Genomic DNA, 17,521 nt, shown 5'->3' on the forward strand with positions numbered 1-17,521 from the left:
ACTTACTGGCTTAGCAGTCACAACCAAATTCAATCCATCCAATATTAAGGTGATGATTATGACTAAAGTAAATACACTTTCAAAATTAGTACTTATTTGTGGTCTAGCAACGGCTACACTTGGCGCCGGTAGCGTATTAGCAAAAGGCGGCATGCACGATAAGCAAGGCCATTCTCAAGCGCGTTTTTTATTATCTGAGCGCGGTGCCGACAAGCTTGATTTAACGCAAGAACAGCAAACTAAGCTTGAAGCTATTTTTGAAGCGCAAAAAACACAGATGAAAGCACTACGCGGCGATGATAAAGAAGCCCGTAAAGCACAGCGTAAGGCTCAAAAAGAGAAAATGGATGCTCTACTTAGCGCACCAACATTTGACGAAAACGCAGCAAAAGAGTTATTAGCTGCACGCCATGAAAAAGGCACTGAGTTTGGCTTAATTAAGCTAAAAACACAGCATCAAGTAATGCAGGTACTTAACGCAGAGCAGCAAGAAAAGTTTGCAAAAATGCAAAAGCGTATGGGTAAAAAACACCGTAAGCAAAGAGACTAATTTATAGATTACACACTAAAAAGCCAGCTTAATGCTGGCTTTTGTCGTTTAAGAGGGTGAAAAACGCTTATTTAAAAAAGTCGTCATCGTTTTTAGCCATCATCTCTTCAATATCTTCAATCATGTCTTGGCTAATTTGGTTAGCCGAGGTAATAGGCGTTGATATTTTATTGTTCTCAAAAGACCATTCACCTAAATCAATAAGCTGGCAGCGCTTAGAACAAAAAGGACGATGTGGGCTTTGCTGTGACCATTCAACTTTGTTTTTACAGGTTGGACAGTTAACAATTGTTGGCATACTTTACTCTCTACAATGTGTTTTAGCCCAAATTAGGGCTATCACTTTTACATATTAGTTACGCGATTAATTTCAGCCAGAGACGTTAAACCATCGGCGGCTTTTCGTAAACCCGATAATCGCAAGTTATTAAACCCAGCTTGTAGCGATACCTCTGCGATTTCGAGCGAATTGCCACCGCGCATAATAATTTGTGCAATTTCAGGGGTAATTTGCATTACTTCGTAAATACCCACACGGCCTTTGTAACCATCGGTGCAATTTTCGCAGCCTTTGGGTGCGTATAGTGTCATGTCTTCAATTTGTGTTGTGCTAAATCCTTGACGAGCCAATTCTTCTGCTGGCAGTGTTTCTGGAGTTTTACACTTAGGGCATAAACGCCTAGCTAAGCGCTGGGCAATAATCAAACTTATAGAGCTTGCCACGTTATACGCAGGCACGCCCATATTTAATAAACGCGTTATGGTTTCGGGCGCTGAGTTGGTATGTAGTGTAGATAACACTAAGTGACCCGTTTGCGCCGCTTTAATTGAAATTTCTGCGGTTTCTAGATCACGTATTTCACCTACCATCACTACATCTGGATCTTGACGTAAAAAGGCACGCAGGGCGTTAGCAAAGGTCATTTCGGCTTTAGGGTTAATTTGTACTTGGTTAACCCCTTCAAGGTTTATCTCAACCGGATCCTCGGCGGTACTAATGTTACGCTCTGGCTGGTTAAGTATATTTAAACCGGTATAAAGCGATACGGTTTTACCAGAGCCCGTTGGGCCGGTAACAAGTATCATGCCTTGTGGTTGCCCAAGCGCATCCATGTAGAGCTTTTTTTGATCCTCTTCGTAACCTAATACGTCAATACCTAGCATGGCGCTTGATGAATCAAGAATACGCATTACTATTTTTTCGCCCCATAACGTAGGCATAGTACTTACACGAAAATCGATGCTTTTACGCTCTGTAATTTTTAATTTAATACGGCCATCTTGTGGTTTACGTTTTTCAGCAATATCGAGCCTCGACATTACTTTGATACGCGCCGACAGTTTACTTGCTAAGGTATTGGGTGGGTTGGCAACTTCATGCAAAATACCATCAATACGAAAGCGAATACGGTATTTGTGCTCGTAAGGTTCAAAGTGTAAATCAGAAGCGCCTTTTTTAATGGCATCCATTAATATTTTATTGATATAAACAATGATTGGCGCATCGTCTTTATCATCATCTTTAGGTGTGGTTTCTTTAGGGCCTTCACTATCTAGGTCGGCAAACTCTTTAAATTCATCGGCGCTTAAATCTAAGCTGCCTGCAGCATCAAGTAGTTGCTCAATTTTGTTATCTAGCTGAATATAGTCAACCACGACTATTTCGCACGATAAGCCGGTGCTAAACTCAAAGTTTTCAAAGGCACCGTAGTCAGTCGGATCTGAGGCGGCAATGTATACTTTTCTGCCTTTTTGAACCAACGGTAAAATGTGGTGTTTACGTATTAGCTTTTCTTTAACTAAGTCTTCGGGGATTTGTGCAGGGTCGAAGTCTTTTAAATCAAAATACGGTACGCGAAATAAGTCTATACATTGTTCAGCTAAGTCATTGCTGTCAATTTTTCCACATTTAGATATAAGCTCAGCGGTTGAGGCAAACTCTTGCTGTTTTGCTTTTACGGTATCGGCATCAATGCGGCCAAGCGTTATAAATTTTCTCAATAACGGTGAGTTAATATTCATTGCGCACCTATTTTAGTCCTTCAATAGTTAACAATTTATCAGAAAAAAGCAGGTGATTAAATTCGCTGTGCTTATCAACACCTTTTTTGCTAACCAAATTACGAGTTTATGTTGTTATGACCGCATTAAGGGGCATTAGTTGTATTTTATACTGCATATTGTAGGTAATTTTTATGAAGAACAACAAGTTCTGCATGAACAAGTGATAAATCGCGGTCATTATTTAGAATATCATCGGCTTTTTGTTGTTTTTCTTCCCGTGGCATTTGTGACGCTATAATGCTATTTACCTGCTCAAGGCTAATATTGTCGCGTTTTATAGTACGTTCAATCTGCACAGGCTGTGGTACATCAATTAATAAAGTACGGTTGCAGTATTTGTTAAGTTTATTTTCAAACAATAATGGTGCAACCAATACAACATAAGCACTGCTTGCATTATTTAAATCGGTGAGTATTTTCTCCCGAATAAGCGGGTGTAATAGTGCGTTAAGCCACTCTTTATCATCATTGTTGGTAAATATTTTAGTGCGCAGTGCTGCTCTGTTTAATGTGCCATCGGGTAGTAAAATACCCTCGCTAAAGTGTTCAATGATTGCATTTAGCCCTGTGCTATTAGGCGCTACCACTTGGCGGGCAATAATGTCCGCATCAACAACGCAAATACCCAGTTCTTCAAACATATTACTAACAGCCGTTTTACCGCAGCCAATACCACCTGTTAAACCCAATACCCAATTGTTTATTTTAGTTGCTGGCTTATTCATACTAATAACCAATTAAATTAAAATACGCAGCTTGAATTTGAGCGCCCCACAGCAGGGTTATCCAACCCGCGATAGCTAAGTAGGGGCCAAATGGAATGGGTGTTGCTTTGTCTTTACCTTGTATGCTTAGAAGGGCAATACCAATAATGGCGCCCACCACGCTTGAAAGCAAAATAATGGTTAATAGTGACTGCCAGCCAAGCAGTGCGCCAAATACGGCCAGTAACTTAAAATCGCCATAGCCCATGCCTTCTTTACCGGTTAATAGCTTAAATAACCAAAATACACTCCACAGGCTTAAATAGCCGCAGGCTGCCCCTACTATTGCTTCGCCTGGGCTTATTGTTATACCCATTACAGCGGCTATAAGCGCAAGCCATACTAAAGGCAAAGTGAGCTGATCGGGCAGTAGCATGTGGTCAATATCAATAAAGGTGAGCGCCACTAAAATCCAGGTTACAAAAATATATAAAAGGGCGTGCTCAGTAGCGCCAAAGCTGTAGGCAATAACTAAACTTAATAGTGCGGTAATGGCTTCAACTATCGGGTAACGCGCTGATATTGGGTTACTGCAATTAGCGCATTTACCTTTAAGCACAATCCAACTAATAATAGGGATATTCTGCCAAGGCTTAATCGTGGTTTTGCATTTAGGGCAGGTGGAATTAGGTTTTACTAAATTAAATGGCTCACTGTTACTGGCTTGTGTAGGTTTTGCTGTTAGTTCATCTTCTAATAATAATCTACATTCACTTTGCCATTCTCGCTGCATCATTAACGGCAGTCGATAAATAACTACATTTAAAAAACTACCTACACATAAACTAATTAAGCCAACCGTGGTTAAATAAAACCACTGCTGACTTTGCATCGCAGTGGTTATATCAAGAAAAAGATTTTCCATTAAAATACCTAACTTCAGGCCATTTATAGGCCAATTTTATTTCGCTGTATTGAATAGTTCTTACTATTCATTTTATCTTGCAAGCTATTAATTAGCGTTTGAAATTTTGCTTACAGCTTACAGCTTACAGCTTACAGCTTACAGTTATGTTTTTAAATAACAGAGCCTAACTGGAAAATTGGCAAGTACATGGCAACAATTAAGCCACCTACAAGCACACCAAGTACAGCCATAATAAGCGGCTCTAATAAGCTAGATAAGCCATCAACTGCATCATCAACTTCTTGCTCGTAAATAGTCGCTACTTTAGCAAGCATGCCATCAAGCGATCCTGATTCTTCACCAATGGCCACCATTTGAATAACCATATCAGGGAATATTTTAGAGTTACGCATTGCCCAGTTCATCTGGTTACCCGAGCTCACCTCCGCTTTAATATCTAAAATAGCATAGCGATACACAGCATTACCGGATGCACCAGCAGCTGAGTCGAGTGCATCAACAAGTGGTACACCTGCTGCAAAAGTAGTTGAAAGTGTACGGGCGTAACGGGCAACCGCCGCTTTATTTAAAATCATGCCAATTACAGGGAGTTTTAGTATAGTTCTGTCGGTTGCATCTCTTAGTTTTAAACTTCTTAAACTAGCCTCTTTAAAAGCCCAACCTGCAGCAACAATAGTAATTAATGCTACCCACCAATACTCCTGCATAAATTCAGATATGCCAATTACAAATAGAGTGAATGCTGGTAGCTCTGCACCAAAACCATTAAAAATATCTTGAAACTGTGGCACCACAAATATTAAAAGTATTGAAGTTACAATTACAGCAACAACCAATACAGCAATTGGGTAGAACATGGCTTTTTTTATTTTTGATTTTAGTGCTTCAGATTTCTCTTTATACAGTGCAACACGATCAAATATTTTATCAAGCGCACCCGATTGCTCACCTGATGCTACTAAGTCGCAATATAAATCATCAAAGTAACGGGGGTGCTTTCTAAGTGCTTGTGAGAGAGGTTGGCCTGCTTTTACTTCATCGCCAATGGTTTCCATTAACTTGCCAACACTTTTATTGGTTGAGCCAGAGCCAATCATTTCAATGGCTTGAATTAATGGAACGCCGGCCATTAACATAGTGGCAATTTGGCGTGTAACTAACGCAATGTCTTTAGGGGTAATCTTTTGAACGTTTTTGATACCAAATAGCGGTTTGGGTTTGCGTTTTACTTTAGAGGGGGTGATGCCTTGTTTACGAAGTTGCGCTTTAACTAGGGGGATGCTTTGGCCGCTTAACTCACCTTCTAAACGCTTACCCCGGGCGCTAACGCCGACCCAAATGAAAGTATCTAAACTTTTGTCTTGGTTTGCCATTATAGACCTGTACTTTTTCGGGAGGGAAGGTAGCGAAAAAGCTACCTTGTATTAAATTTATCGACAATTTGCAGGGAGGTATTTAGTATCGACGGTACCTGAACATACCCATGTTAGAGAGCCATTTGCAATTGTTGGTGCGAGTAGAACGTTACCAGTAGCCTTGCCATCTATATCTACAACATATTGTAACTCTCCAGCATTAGGCATAGTCAAGGCTGTAATATACGAGCTTGCAATACTTGCAGTATCAACCCCTGCTTTATCTAAATCAGTAGGTAAAGCATTTTCGGATTGATAAAACTCTACAACGGAGTTCTTGTGTGCTCCTGCCTGAACAAGTACTTCAGCCATTTTTGCTCTTATAGTATAATCTTGGTAAGCAGGCAGTGCTACCGCAGCAAGAATACCGATGATTGCTACAACAATCATCAATTCGATTAGGGTGAAACCCTGTTGTTTTTGAGTCATTGTTTTCATGTTTCCTCTCCTAAAGGATAATGTTTTGTAAGGTAGTCAGGTTACTGGCGAAAGTGCCAAACTTAATTTACCTGATTAACTTTACAGATTTACTTAAAAATAAATTTTCACGTACTTTTAGCCTTAGGTATGAAACACAAAAGCTAAATGTGAGTTCATTATGTTGCAACTTGCACAGGCTACCTAAACACAAAGTAGACTAAATATAGGAAAGATACTGAACATTTGCTTCAATCTTTTAGGTATTTTTTTAAGATTAAAACAAAAAGCAGTTACTTATTACTATATTTTTCAAGGAAGTAATACAACTGGGTTAGTGTAACACTTTTTTTATGCCTAAAGCACACATATTTTTCTAAAAAGGATACTTTATTTAACAAAATGTTACAAAGTAGCTCTTTTGGCTTATTTAAAGTCTTTTTTCTTAGATTGTCAATTGATTAGCTATAGTAAAGGTAAATTTACTGTTTTAAAATTGCTCAAAACGCATCGATAAATCGATTGATTGTAAATTTTTTGTAAGTGCACCGCTGGATATAAAGTCGACACCTGCCTGCGAGTAAGTTTTAAGCGTTTCTAGCGTCATATTACCAGAAACTTCCAATTTAGCGCGCTTATTAGTAGTGACCACAGCTTGCTGAATTTGTTCAACGCTAAAATTGTCGAGCATGATTATGTCGGCGCCTGCATTAATGGCTTGCTCAAGTTCATTTAACGACTCAACCTCTACTTCTACGGGTTTTGTAGGGTGGTTTTGCTTGGCTTGTGCGACTGCTTTATCAATACCGCCACATGCTGCTATGTGGTTTTCTTTAATTAAAAACGCATCAAATAAGCCTATACGATGATTTGCACCGCCGCCGCATTTTACAGCGTATTTTTGAAGTAGCCTGAGTCCTGGTATTGTTTTACGGGTATCGAGCAGCTGGGTTGTGGTGCCGCTAAGCTCTTTTACATAATTTGCAGTTGTGGTTGCGGTACCCGAAAGCGTTTGTACAAAATTAAGTGCGGTACGCTCTGCAGTTAAAATAGCGCGGGCAGAACCTTTAGCTGTAAATAAGGTGCTATTTGCTGGCACAAAATCGCCATCATTTACTAATACGTTTACTTCAACGCTTGGATCTACTTGCTTAAACACTTCTATTATGATGTCTTTACCGCAAAAAACGCAGTCTTCGCGGGTAATTACTTTAGCATTTGCGTGCTCGTTTTTTGGGATAAGCTGCGCGGTAATGTCGCCGTCTTGTGCTGATTGATAATTTAGATCTTCATCTAAGGCGAGGGTGACAAGTTGAGTAATAAGCGTGTGCGAAATTGACATATGAAGGCTCATAAGTGTTAATAAATTAAGCAAATTTTACTATGTTTAAATAACTAATAGAAGCGCTTTTAAATGGGCGGGGTTTATTACACCTACATATATAGCATGGCTGCTAAAAGTTATGCTACCTGCTGAATGTTAGCTAACCGCAATGGCTATCATTCTTTATATAAATCCTTTAGCATCAAGTTTATGTATACCGTGGTATTAAAATAATGCAGATAGATTCAAGCGGAGTTGCCGCTAATATAACGCAGCGGCCTTGTACGCATTTTGATGAGCGCCCTGAAAATACCGATATTTCGCTGTTGGTAATTCATAATATCTCCTTGCCGGCTGGGCAATTTGGCACCGAATACGTTGATGCACTGTTTATGGGTGAGATTAACTGTAATGCGCACCCCAGTTTTTGTGATTTAAATGGGCTTAGAGTGTCAGCGCACTGTTTTATAAAACGTACTGGCGAGATTATTCAATATGTGCCATTTAATAAACGTGCGTGGCATGCCGGGCAATCTGAATATGAAGGGCAAAGCGCATGTAATAACTTTAGTATAGGCATTGAACTTGAGGGTACAGATACCACACCTTACACTCAGGCGCAGTACACCAGCTTACATAGCCTAACAAAGGCAATTATGACCCGTTACCCGCTTATAACCACTAAGCGAGTTGTAGGGCATTGCGATATAGCACCTGGGCGAAAAACCGACCCTGGGGAAAGTTTTAATTGGCCTGCTTATATAAGCAGGCTAGAACAAGCAAATTAAGTGAGTCGCTATCATGATTTTAGTTTCTATAATTATTGCACTAATACTTGAGCGTTTAGGTGCGCGATCACAGTATTGGCAAATAAGCCATTACGTTAATGGTTATTTAAATCGATCGGGTAGATTACTTAGTGAAAACGGATTGTTTAGCTCGGGAATTGGCTTTTTAATTTGGTTAGTTTTGCCGGTAGTGGCTGTTGCGCTTATATATGTACTCTCTGACTTTGTACTGTGGCAATTAGCTATAAATGTTGTGGTTTTATTGGTTTGTTTTGGTTGTGCTAAGCACCGCGCTTTATATAAGTCGTATTTAAATGCACTAACGCGGGATGATAAAACCGCGGCCTCATTATACGCACTACAAATGGGGCAAAAACACCTAGAGGGTGAAGAGGGCGGAGAAACATTTGGGCAAACCTTAGCGTGGATTAATTTTAGATTTTATTGCGCCGTTATTTTTTGGTTTGTAATGCTTGGCGCCCCGGGAGCCGTGTTGTATGCAATAGTGCGTACGTTGGCCGATTTAGTTAAAGAAAACCATAAAGTGGTGTTTGCAAATCGTTTTACGCTGCTGCATAAATTATTATTTTGGCTAGATTGGCTACCAGCGCGTGTTGCAAGCTTTGGCTACTTAGTTATTGGTAACTTTAATAAAGGTACAAGCTGCTGGTTGCATTATGTATTGGATTTTAAAACGCCAAATCGCAAAGTAGTTACATGTACAGCACTTGCGGCTGAGCAAGTAGAGCAGCGTTATTACGGATGTGCTATTGAAGCCACTTGTATGATTAAATTAGTTAAACGCAACGTGCTTTTTTATTTAGTACTGATTGCACTGCTTACTTTATTTGGTGGTTTATCGTAGTCGCGATTTTACATCGCGCAATGTAAGCCGCGCCTACGGTGAGTATCGGGGGGAGGTAGTTAGTCGCGGGGTAAACCCGCTGCTACGCGTTTAAATAAATGCTGTCCCAATATGGGTAATCTGCAATGTTTTTTATTAAATGTGCACGTAATGGGTTGGCGACTATGTATCTAGCGCAATGAGTTAAATCTTCATCACTTCTGACTAAATGGTCATAAAACCCTTTCTGCCAAAGTTTTTGTTTACTGAATTCTCGGTACGCAGTTGCAGAGCGCCCTTTAAAATTTCTGATTACCTCACTTAATGTTGCTATATCGTTTAATTGAAATAACCAATGAATGTGATTCGGCATTGATACAAATGTATTTGAGTTAATTTGTTTCTCCTTCTCTAGCTTTTTCATTTCATTGATTACTGCTCTATTAATTATTAAATTTGTGAGTAGATTTTCCCGTTCGTAGCAAACTAACGTAATAGCATAATAGTGGTTTGCTTTAGATACTCTTCCTTTACGTAATAAATATGAGCTATGCATACCATTCCTGCATTTTAGTAATTACAGACCGATTAATTTTAAGCGTAGCAATTTTTATGGACTTGCGTAGTCGCGATTTTACATCGCGCAATGTGTATCTTTCTTAGGGTGAGTATCGCGGCAGGATAATTGGTCGCGGGGTAAACCCGCTGCTACGGTTTTGCGTAGTCGCGATTTTACATCGCGCAATGTGTATCTCTCTTAGGGTGAGTATCACGGCAGGATAATTGGTCGCGGGGTAAACCCGCTGCTACGGTTTTGTGTAGTCGCGATTTTATATCGCGCAAGGTGTACCTCGCTTAGGGTGAGTATCGCGGTGAGGCTGTTGGTCGCGGGGTAAACCCGCTACGACCTTCTCCAATTTAAAAATTAATTTCTTCAATAAATTCAACTAGAGTGAATATTCTAATTCACTCTGGTCAGACCATTTGTTTTCATCTTGTTAACGTTTGAATAAAACAACCTTAATTGTGCATTGTTTGAACTTCGTTCAAAATGCGTTACGCTACTCTAATTGCTCAAATAACCCGTAAATTGACAGTTATTTGCCTTTTTGATACCTTATTGAAAATTTTTGGTATGACCAATTTACCTTTTGGGTAAATTGTCAAGCTCTAGGCCTTAAAAATTAGGCTTTTTAGTATTTATGCAACGTGGACGTTGATTAATGTCTTTAAAGATTAAAGCAGCAAAATTATCTGATGTTATTTTACAGCAACTTGAGAATATGATTCTTGAGGGCTCATTAGCGCCAGGTGAAAAACTGCCGCCAGAGCGCGAACTAGCAAAACAGTTTGAGGTGTCTCGCCCCTCACTGCGTGAAGCTATCCAAAAGCTAGAAGCAAAAGGATTGGTCACTCGCAGGCAAGGCGGTGGCACGTTTGTAAAAAATCAGCTTGAAGAAGGACTCACTGATCCGCTGTTTGATTTGATCAGTAAGCATCCTGAATCACAGTTCGATTTACTTGAATTTCGTCATGCGCTTGAAGGGATTGCTGCATATTATGCGGCGCTTCGTGGTACCAGCACCGATTTTACCAAGGTTAAACAAAGCTTTGATAAAATTGCTCAAGTTAATAACGATTTACAATTAAAAGCCAAAGCAATTAATGCGTTTCACTTTAGTGTAGCCGAAGCCTCACACAACGTGGTTTTACTTCACTTAGTGCGAGGCATGCAAGCGCTACTGGAGCAAAATGTATTGCAAAACTTAACGGTTTTATTAAAAAAACCAGATATTAGCAATCAATTAGCCCAGCACCGGCGCTTATTAATGGATGCCGTAATTGAGGGCAATCCAGAACAAGCCCGTTTAGCAAGTAATGCCCATTTAGCCTTTATTGAAGAAGCATTACTTGAAGCGGGTAAAGAGCATTCGCGAATTGAACGTAGTTTAAGACGCACAAAACAAAATTAAGCTAATACGCTGTACTTAGAACACACTAAATTAGGTATACGTGGTATTAAATTAACAACATTCGTATTTTAAACATAAGGAAACCTCCATATGTCTGAAGTCAATAAAATTGACGTAGACGCGCTAGAAACACAAGAGTGGTTACAAGCTCTTGAATCAGTTGTGCGCGAAGAAGGTGTTGAACGAGCTCAGTATTTACTTGAGCAAGTGTTAGAGCAAGCCCGTTTAGACGGCGTTGATATGCCAACTGGCACAACAACTAACTACGTTAATACTATTCCAGTAGATCAAGAACCGGCGTACCCAGGGGATGTAAACCTTGAGCGTCGTATTCGTTCGATTATTCGTTGGAATGCAATCATGATTGTATTACGTGCATCGAAAAAAGATCTCGACTTAGGCGGCCATATGGCGTCTTACCAATCATCAGCTGCGTTTTATGAAGTGTGTTTTAACCACTTTTTCAAAGCGCCAAATGAGGTAGACGGCGGTGACTTAGTTTATTACCAAGGTCATATTTCTCCGGGTATTTATGCGCGTGCATTTGTTGAAGGTCGCCTTACGGCTGAACAGCTTGATAACTTCCGTCAAGAAGTAGATGGCAAAGGTTTACCGTCATACCCGCATCCTAAATTAATGCCTGAATTTTGGCAGTTCCCAACGGTATCTATGGGCTTAGGTCCAATCGCGTCTATTTACCAAGCACGCTTTTTAAAATACCTAGACGGCCGTGGCTTAAAAGACACTAAAAACCAACGTGTATACGCGTTTTTAGGTGACGGTGAAATGGATGAGCCAGAATCACGCGGCGCAATCTCTTTTGCTGCACGTGAAAAGCTAGACAACCTATGTTACCTAATTAACTGTAACTTACAGCGTTTAGATGGCCCAGTAATGGGTAACGGTAAAATTATTCAAGAACTAGAAGGCCTATTTAAAGGCGCTGGTTGGAACGTAATTAAAGTTGTATGGGGCAGCGGATGGGATATTCTGCTAGCTAAAGATACATCAGGTAAATTACTACAGTTGATGAACGAAACAATTGATGGTGATTACCAAACATATAAAGCGAAAGATGGCGCGTACGTACGTGAGCATTTCTTTGGCCGTTATCCGGAAACAGCTGCACTTGTTGCAGATATGACTGATGACGAAATTTTTGCGCTTAAGCGTGGTGGTCATGAGCCATCAAAACTTTATGCTGCATTTAAAAAAGCTGAGCAAACCAACGACCGTCCTACCGTAATTCTTGCTAAAACTGTAAAAGGTTACGGCATGGGTGAAGCGGCAGAAGGTAAAAACATTGCGCACCAAGTGAAAAAAATGGACATGAGCCATGTTGAACACTTACGTGACCGTTTAGGCCTACAAGATTTAGTATCAGAAGAGCAAATTAAAGATCTTCCATACTTAACGCTTGAAGAGGGTTCGGAAGAATATAAGTACTTACACGCACGCCGTGATGCACTTAAAGGTTACACACCTACACGTATTCCTAAATTTACTGAAGAGCTAAAACTGCCAGAAGTAGACGCATTTAAGCCGCTACTTGAAGAGCAAAAACGTGATATTTCTACCACAATGGGCTTTGTACGTGCACTTAACGTGTTACTAAAAGACAAAGGCATTGGCAAAAACATTGTGCCAATTATTGCTGATGAAGCACGTACATTTGGTATGGAAGGTTTATTCCGTCAAATCGGTATTTACAATCCACATGGCCAAAACTACACCCCTCAAGACCGCGATATTGTTTCTTACTACAAAGAAGCTACATCAGGCCAAGTACTTCAAGAGGGTATTAACGAGCTAGGTGCAATGTCGTCATGGGTAGCTGCTGCAACATCTTACAGCACTAACGATTTACCTATGATCCCATTCTACATTTACTACTCTATGTTTGGTTTCCAACGTGTTGGCGACATGGCATGGATGGCGGGTGACCAGCAAGCACGTGGTTTCTTATTAGGTGCAACAGCAGGTCGTACTACACTAAATGGTGAAGGTCTACAGCACGAAGATGGCCACAGCCATATTCTTGCAAATACGGTTCCTAACTGTATTTCTTACGACCCAACGTACGCATTTGAAGTAGCGGTAATTATTCAAGATGGTATTCGTCGTATGTACGGTGAAAACCAAGAAAACATTTACTACTACCTAACGCTTATGAACGAAAACTACCATCAACCAGCAATGCCAGAAGGCGCTGAAGAAGGTATTCGTAAAGGTATTTACAAGCTTGAAAGCTACGAAGGTAAAAAAGCCAACGTACAGCTATTAAGCTCAGGTACTATTATGACTGAAGTGCGCAAAGCTGCAGCCATTTTAAGCGAAGAGTACGGTATTGCTTCTGATGTTTACTCAGTAACATCATTCAATGAGCTTACCCGTGACGGTCAAGACGTTGAGCGTTTCAACATGCTTAACCCAGAAAGCGAGCAAAAAACGCCTTACATCACTAGCGTATTAAACGATTCAGTGACTGTTGCTGCGACCGACTACATGAAAAACTACGCAGAGCAAGCGCGTTCATTTATTCCAAGCAGCAACTATAAAGTGCTTGGTACAGATGGTTACGGACGCTCTGATAGCCGTGAAAACTTACGTCGTCACTTTGAAGTTAATGCAAGCTACGTGGTTGTTGCTACGTTATCTGAACTTGCTAAACGTGGTGATGTTGAAAAGTCAGTGGTTGTTGAAGCAATTAAAAAGTTCGACATTGACACAAACAAACTAAATCCACTGTACGCATAAGAGGTTTGCAATGAGTATTGAAATTAATGTACCAGATATCGGTGGCGATGACGTAGAAGTAACCGAAATCTTAGTAAGCGTTGGCGACAAAGTAGATGTTGATCAATCGCTACTAACCGTTGAAGGCGATAAAGCATCAATGGAAGTACCTGCTGCGCAAGCAGGTACAGTCAAAGAAATTAAAGTAAGCGAAGGCGACACGGTAACAACAGGGTCGTTAATCATGATTTTTGAAGGCGAAGCGTCAGGTTCACAAAGTGAGCCAGAAGCGCCAGCTAAAACTGAGGCGTCTGCACCTGCAGAAGCTTCAGGTTCTTCAACTAAAGAAGTAACCGTACCAGATATTGGTGACGACGAAGTTGAAGTAACAGAAATCATGGTCGCTGTTGGTGACAGCGTAGATGAAGAGCAGTCAATTTTAAGTGTTGAAGGCGATAAAGCATCTATGGAAGTACCAGCTCCTTTTGCCGGTACTGTAAAAGAAATTAAAGTAGCCGAAGGTGACAAAGTAAAAACAGGCTCTTTAGTGTTTGTTTTTGAAGTAGCTGGCTCAAGTGCACCTGCATCAGATGCGCCAAAGCAAGAATCTGCGCCAGCAGAGACTACTCAAAGCGCCGAGCCAAGCACAAAAGAAGTAAACGTGCCTGATATTGGCGATGATGAAGTTGAAGTAACTGAAATCATGGTTGCTGTTGGCGATACGGTTGAAGAAGAGCAATCTATCTTAAACGTTGAAGGCGACAAAGCGGCAATGGAAGTACCAGCCCCGTTTGCTGGTACCGTTAAAGAAATTAAAGTGGCCGCTGGCGATAAAGTCAAAACTGGCTCACTTGTGTTTGTTTTTGAAGTTGCAGGCAGTGCGCCAGCAAAAGCAGCAGAACCGGCTGAGCAAAAGCCAGCGGCTGCACCTGCTAAAACCGAGTCTGCGCCAGCTCAAGCTGCACCTGCTGCTAAAGCAAGCGACGAAAGCTTTGAAAACAACAGCGCATATGCCCATGCATCGCCAGTTGTTCGCCGCTTAGCGCGTGAGTTTGGTATTAATTTAGCAAACGTTAAAGGCTCAGGGCGTAAAAACCGCGTAGTAAAAGAAGACGTACAAAACTATGTTAAAAACCTAGTTAAGCAAGTTGAATCAGGCCAATTACCAGCTGGTAAAGGCAATGCGGGCGGTGGTGAGCTTGGCTTAATTCCGTGGCCGAAAGTAGATTTTGCTAAATTTGGTGAAATTGAAGAGAAAAAACTATCGCGTATTCAAAAGCTGTCGGGTAAAAACCTACACCGTAACTGGGTGCAAATCCCACATGTTACACAGTTTGACGAAGCTGATATCACCAGCCTTGAAGTGTTCCGTAAAGAACAAAACGTGTTAAGCGAGAAGAAAAAGCTCGGCGTTAAAATCACACCACTTGTGTTTGTGATGAAAGCGGTAGCGAAAGTACTTGCTGAGTTCCCAACGTTTAACTCGTCATTGTCTGAAGACGGTGAAAGCCTTATCCTTAAAAAGTACATCAATATTGGTGTGGCAGTAGATACGCCAAATGGCTTAGTTGTTCCAGTATTTAAAGATGTGGACAAAAAAGGCATTATTGAACTATCTCGCGAGCTGATGGATATTTCTAAAAAGGCGCGTGAAGGTAAGTTAACGTCATCTGATATGCAAGGCGGTTGTTTTACTATTTCAAGCTTAGGCGGTATTGGCGGTACGGCATTTACGCCGATTGTTAATGCACCAGAGGTGGCTATTTTAGGTGTATCTAAATCTGAAATGAAACCTAAGTGGAATGGTAAAGACTTTGAACCAAAATTAATGGTTCCGCTTTCTATGTCGTACGATCACCGTGTGATTGACGGTGCTCTAGCTGCACGCTTTACCGCAACGCTTGCTAGCTACATGAGCGACATACGTCAATTAGTGATGTAATCGCTACAATATGAACAAAATCAAATCCCAGCCAGTTGTTTTTAGCTGGGATTTTTACTATATGCAATGATACAATCTTTGCACTATTTGTGAATTGCTCTGATTTTCTGCCCATGCAGAAACATGGCAGTTAAATTTTAGGGCAGTGTCCCGTTCAAACAATTAAGGTAATAGCATGAGCAACGAATTAAAAACTCAAGTTGTTGTACTAGGCGGTGGTCCTGGTGGTTACTCTGCGGCTTTCCGTGCTGCTGACTTGGGCTTAGAAGTTACATTAGTAGAATTGCGTGAAACATTAGGCGGCGTATGTCTTAATGTTGGTTGTATTCCTTCAAAAGCACTTTTACACGTGGCTAAAGTGATTGATGACGCTGCAGAAATGTCATCTCACGGTGTTACTTTTGGCGCTCCGCAAATTGATTTAGACAAAATTCGCTCTTGGAAAGAGTCGGTTGTTGGCCAGCTTACAGGTGGCTTAGACGGCATGGCTAAGATGCGTAAAGTTAAAGTTGTACCAGGTTACGGTAAATTCACTGGCAGCAACACTTTAGACGTTGAAGGTGCTGACGGCACTACAACTATTACATTTGATAACGCAATCATTGCTGCGGGTTCTAAACCTGTTAGCTTACCGTTCATCCCAGAAGATGACCGTGTAATTGATTCAACTGGCGCATTAGAACTTAAAGACGTACCAGAGAAACTACTTGTTTTAGGTGGTGGTATTATCGGTCTTGAAATGGGTACGGTTTACCGCGCACTAGGTTCTGATATTGATGTAGTTGAATTTGCAGATCAGTTAGTTCCGGCTGCGGATAAAGATATCATCAAGATTTACCAAAAATACGTAAACAAAAAATTCAATGTTATGCTTTCTACTAAAGTTGTTGGCGTTGAAGCGAAAGATGATGGCTTATACGTTACTTTTGAAGGCAAAAACGCACCAGCTGAGCCAGTACGTTACGACAAAGTACTTGTTGCTGTAGGCCGTACGCCTAACGGTAACTTACTTGATGCTGATAAAGCAGGTGTTAATGTTGATGAGCGTGGCTTTATTAATGTTGATAAGCAATTACGTACTAACGTAGACCATATTTTTGCAATTGGTGATTTAGTTGGCCAACCTATGCTTGCGCATAAAGCGGTACACGAAGGCCATGTTGCTGCAGAAGTTATCTCTGGTCAGAAGCACTTCTTCGACCCTAAATGTATTCCTTCAATTGCGTACACTGACCCAGAAATCGCATGGGTAGGTGTGACTGAGAAAGAAGCAAAAGAGCAAGGCTTAAGCATTGAAACTGCGGTATTCCCGTGGGCTGCATCAGGTCGCGCAATTGCATCTGCACGTACTGAAGGTTCTACTAAGCTTATCTTTGATAAAGACAGTGGCCGTGTAATCGGTGGTGCTATGGTGGGTATTAACGCAGGCGAAATGCTTGGCGAAATCGGCTTAGCAGTTGAAATGGGCGCAGACGGTGAAGATTTAGCACTTACTATTCATGCTCACCCAACATTGAACGAGTCTATTGGCCTTGCAGCTGAAATTTTTGAAGGTTCAATCACTGATTTACCAAACAAAAAAGCAGTTAAAAAGAAGAAGTAAACTCTTTTAGTTAACTGTTTAAAAACCCAGGCCTCGGCTTGGGTTTTTTGTTTTTATAGTCGTCAGCCGCCAGTTTAAGACAAGCTCGTCTTGACACGTAAGTTAATATGAGCAAAATTTCTAGCTGATAGCTGATAGCTGATAGCTGATAGCTGATAGCTGATAGCTGATAGCTGATAGCTGATAGCTGATAGCTGATAGCTGATAGCTGATAGCTGATAGCTGATAGCTGA

The 17,521-nt window shown here is 40.9% G+C and carries 16 protein-coding genes; 7 read left to right on the forward strand and 9 right to left on the reverse strand.

From position 1 onward, the window contains the following. Nucleotides 1–58 precede the first annotated feature (58 nt). Nucleotides 59–550, forward strand: coding sequence for a Spy/CpxP family protein refolding chaperone (locus OIZ54_RS14715; RefSeq protein WP_004588607.1), 492 nt, complete (start codon nucleotides 59–61; stop codon nucleotides 548–550). Nucleotides 551–617: 67 nt separating this feature from the next. Here OIZ54_RS14715 and yacG read toward each other — a convergent pair whose 3' ends face one another. From yacG to nadC, 7 genes are all read right to left on the reverse strand, one after another. Continuing rightward, a complete protein-coding gene (yacG, locus tag OIZ54_RS14720) occupies nucleotides 618–848 on the reverse strand; it encodes a DNA gyrase inhibitor YacG (RefSeq protein WP_024031401.1) in 231 nt (76 codons plus the stop codon). A 47-nt stretch (nucleotides 849–895) separates the two neighbouring features. Beyond that, complete coding sequence (gene pilB, locus OIZ54_RS14725) at nucleotides 896–2,572, reverse strand: type IV-A pilus assembly ATPase PilB (RefSeq protein WP_029773362.1); 1,677 nt, start codon at nucleotides 2,570–2,572, stop codon at nucleotides 896–898. Between the two features lie 146 nt (nucleotides 2,573–2,718). Further along, a complete protein-coding gene (gene coaE, locus OIZ54_RS14730; RefSeq protein WP_264390693.1) occupies nucleotides 2,719–3,339 on the reverse strand; it encodes a dephospho-CoA kinase in 621 nt (206 codons plus the stop codon). 1 nt (nucleotide 3,340) lies between these two features. Continuing rightward, nucleotides 3,341–4,243, reverse strand: coding sequence for an A24 family peptidase (locus tag OIZ54_RS14735; protein WP_319641008.1), 903 nt, complete (start codon nucleotides 4,241–4,243; stop codon nucleotides 3,341–3,343). Between the two features lie 152 nt (nucleotides 4,244–4,395). Next, nucleotides 4,396–5,619: a type II secretion system F family protein gene (locus OIZ54_RS14740; protein WP_264390694.1), complete on the reverse strand. Its 1,224-nt coding sequence runs from the start codon at nucleotides 5,617–5,619 to the stop codon at nucleotides 4,396–4,398. A 57-nt stretch (nucleotides 5,620–5,676) separates the two neighbouring features. Beyond that, the gene (locus OIZ54_RS14745; protein WP_319641009.1) at nucleotides 5,677–6,099 is read right to left on the reverse strand and encodes a pilin; all 423 of its coding nucleotides are present in this window, start codon (nucleotides 6,097–6,099) and stop codon (nucleotides 5,677–5,679) included. Between the two features lie 469 nt (nucleotides 6,100–6,568). Next, nucleotides 6,569–7,420, reverse strand: coding sequence for a carboxylating nicotinate-nucleotide diphosphorylase (nadC, locus tag OIZ54_RS14750; RefSeq protein ID WP_264390695.1), 852 nt, complete (start codon nucleotides 7,418–7,420; stop codon nucleotides 6,569–6,571). Between the two features lie 215 nt (nucleotides 7,421–7,635). Here nadC and ampD point away from each other — a divergent pair, with 215 nt between their 5' ends. Both ampD and ampE read left to right on the forward strand, forming a co-directional pair. After that, nucleotides 7,636–8,190, forward strand: a complete 555-nt coding sequence (gene ampD / locus OIZ54_RS14755; RefSeq protein ID WP_264390696.1) for a 1,6-anhydro-N-acetylmuramyl-L-alanine amidase AmpD — start codon at nucleotides 7,636–7,638, stop codon at nucleotides 8,188–8,190. Between the two features lie 13 nt (nucleotides 8,191–8,203). Beyond that, nucleotides 8,204–9,055 carry a beta-lactamase regulator AmpE gene (gene ampE, locus OIZ54_RS14760; RefSeq protein WP_264390697.1) on the forward strand — a complete coding sequence of 284 codons (852 nt, stop codon included), beginning with the start codon at nucleotides 8,204–8,206 and terminating at the stop codon, nucleotides 9,053–9,055. Between the two features lie 82 nt (nucleotides 9,056–9,137). Here ampE and OIZ54_RS14765 read toward each other — a convergent pair whose 3' ends face one another. Beyond that, nucleotides 9,138–9,590, reverse strand: coding sequence for an REP-associated tyrosine transposase (locus OIZ54_RS14765; RefSeq protein ID WP_264390698.1), 453 nt, complete (start codon nucleotides 9,588–9,590; stop codon nucleotides 9,138–9,140). A 667-nt stretch (nucleotides 9,591–10,257) separates the two neighbouring features. Here OIZ54_RS14765 and pdhR point away from each other — a divergent pair. From pdhR to lpdA, 4 genes are all read left to right on the forward strand, one after another. Next, nucleotides 10,258–11,007 (forward strand): pyruvate dehydrogenase complex transcriptional repressor PdhR, encoded by a 750-nt coding sequence (gene pdhR, locus OIZ54_RS14770; RefSeq protein ID WP_004588597.1) that lies wholly within the window; start codon nucleotides 10,258–10,260, stop codon nucleotides 11,005–11,007. 90 nt (nucleotides 11,008–11,097) lie between these two features. Then, entirely contained in the window at nucleotides 11,098–13,764 is a 2,667-nt protein-coding gene (gene aceE, locus OIZ54_RS14775) for a pyruvate dehydrogenase (acetyl-transferring), homodimeric type (RefSeq protein ID WP_024031395.1), read from the forward strand. A gap of 10 nt (nucleotides 13,765–13,774) precedes the next feature. After that, nucleotides 13,775–15,685 carry a pyruvate dehydrogenase complex dihydrolipoyllysine-residue acetyltransferase gene (aceF, locus tag OIZ54_RS14780; protein ID WP_264390699.1) on the forward strand — a complete coding sequence of 637 codons (1,911 nt, stop codon included), beginning with the start codon at nucleotides 13,775–13,777 and terminating at the stop codon, nucleotides 15,683–15,685. Nucleotides 15,686–15,860: 175 nt separating this feature from the next. Further along, entirely contained in the window at nucleotides 15,861–17,288 is a 1,428-nt protein-coding gene (gene lpdA, locus OIZ54_RS14785) for a dihydrolipoyl dehydrogenase (RefSeq protein ID WP_264390700.1), read from the forward strand. A gap of 10 nt (nucleotides 17,289–17,298) precedes the next feature. On the opposite strand, the gene OIZ54_RS14790 is transcribed toward lpdA, so the two are convergent. After that, nucleotides 17,299–17,521 (reverse strand): hypothetical protein (locus OIZ54_RS14790; RefSeq protein ID WP_264390701.1); only part of this gene is annotated, 223 nt, incomplete at its 5' end.

This window comes from Pseudoalteromonas sp. A3, from assembly GCF_025942345.1.
Taxonomy (GTDB): domain Bacteria; phylum Pseudomonadota; class Gammaproteobacteria; order Enterobacterales; family Alteromonadaceae; genus Pseudoalteromonas; species Pseudoalteromonas atlantica.

What these genes read in the sequence shown, in the direction of transcription:
- OIZ54_RS14715 (WP_004588607.1), top strand. Translation starts at nt 59, where the DNA reads ATGACTAAAGTAAATACACTTTCAAAATTAGTACTTATTTGTGGTCTA.
- yacG (WP_024031401.1), bottom strand. Translation starts at nt 848, where the DNA reads ATGCCAACAATTGTTAACTGTCCAACCTGTAAAAACAAAGTTGAATGG.
- pilB (WP_029773362.1), bottom strand. Translation starts at nt 2,572, where the DNA reads ATGAATATTAACTCACCGTTATTGAGAAAATTTATAACGCTTGGCCGC.
- coaE (WP_264390693.1), bottom strand. Translation starts at nt 3,339, where the DNA reads ATGAATAAGCCAGCAACTAAAATAAACAATTGGGTATTGGGTTTAACA.
- OIZ54_RS14735 (WP_319641008.1), bottom strand. Translation starts at nt 4,243, where the DNA reads ATGGAAAATCTTTTTCTTGATATAACCACTGCGATGCAAAGTCAGCAG.
- OIZ54_RS14740 (WP_264390694.1), bottom strand. Translation starts at nt 5,619, where the DNA reads ATGGCAAACCAAGACAAAAGTTTAGATACTTTCATTTGGGTCGGCGTT.
- OIZ54_RS14745 (WP_319641009.1), bottom strand. Translation starts at nt 6,099, where the DNA reads ATGAAAACAATGACTCAAAAACAACAGGGTTTCACCCTAATCGAATTG.
- nadC (WP_264390695.1), bottom strand. Translation starts at nt 7,420, where the DNA reads ATGTCAATTTCGCACACGCTTATTACTCAACTTGTCACCCTCGCCTTA.
- ampD (WP_264390696.1), top strand. Translation starts at nt 7,636, where the DNA reads ATGCAGATAGATTCAAGCGGAGTTGCCGCTAATATAACGCAGCGGCCT.
- ampE (WP_264390697.1), top strand. Translation starts at nt 8,204, where the DNA reads ATGATTTTAGTTTCTATAATTATTGCACTAATACTTGAGCGTTTAGGT.
- OIZ54_RS14765 (WP_264390698.1), bottom strand. Translation starts at nt 9,590, where the DNA reads ATGCATAGCTCATATTTATTACGTAAAGGAAGAGTATCTAAAGCAAAC.
- pdhR (WP_004588597.1), top strand. Translation starts at nt 10,258, where the DNA reads ATGTCTTTAAAGATTAAAGCAGCAAAATTATCTGATGTTATTTTACAG.
- aceE (WP_024031395.1), top strand. Translation starts at nt 11,098, where the DNA reads ATGTCTGAAGTCAATAAAATTGACGTAGACGCGCTAGAAACACAAGAG.
- aceF (WP_264390699.1), top strand. Translation starts at nt 13,775, where the DNA reads ATGAGTATTGAAATTAATGTACCAGATATCGGTGGCGATGACGTAGAA.
- lpdA (WP_264390700.1), top strand. Translation starts at nt 15,861, where the DNA reads ATGAGCAACGAATTAAAAACTCAAGTTGTTGTACTAGGCGGTGGTCCT.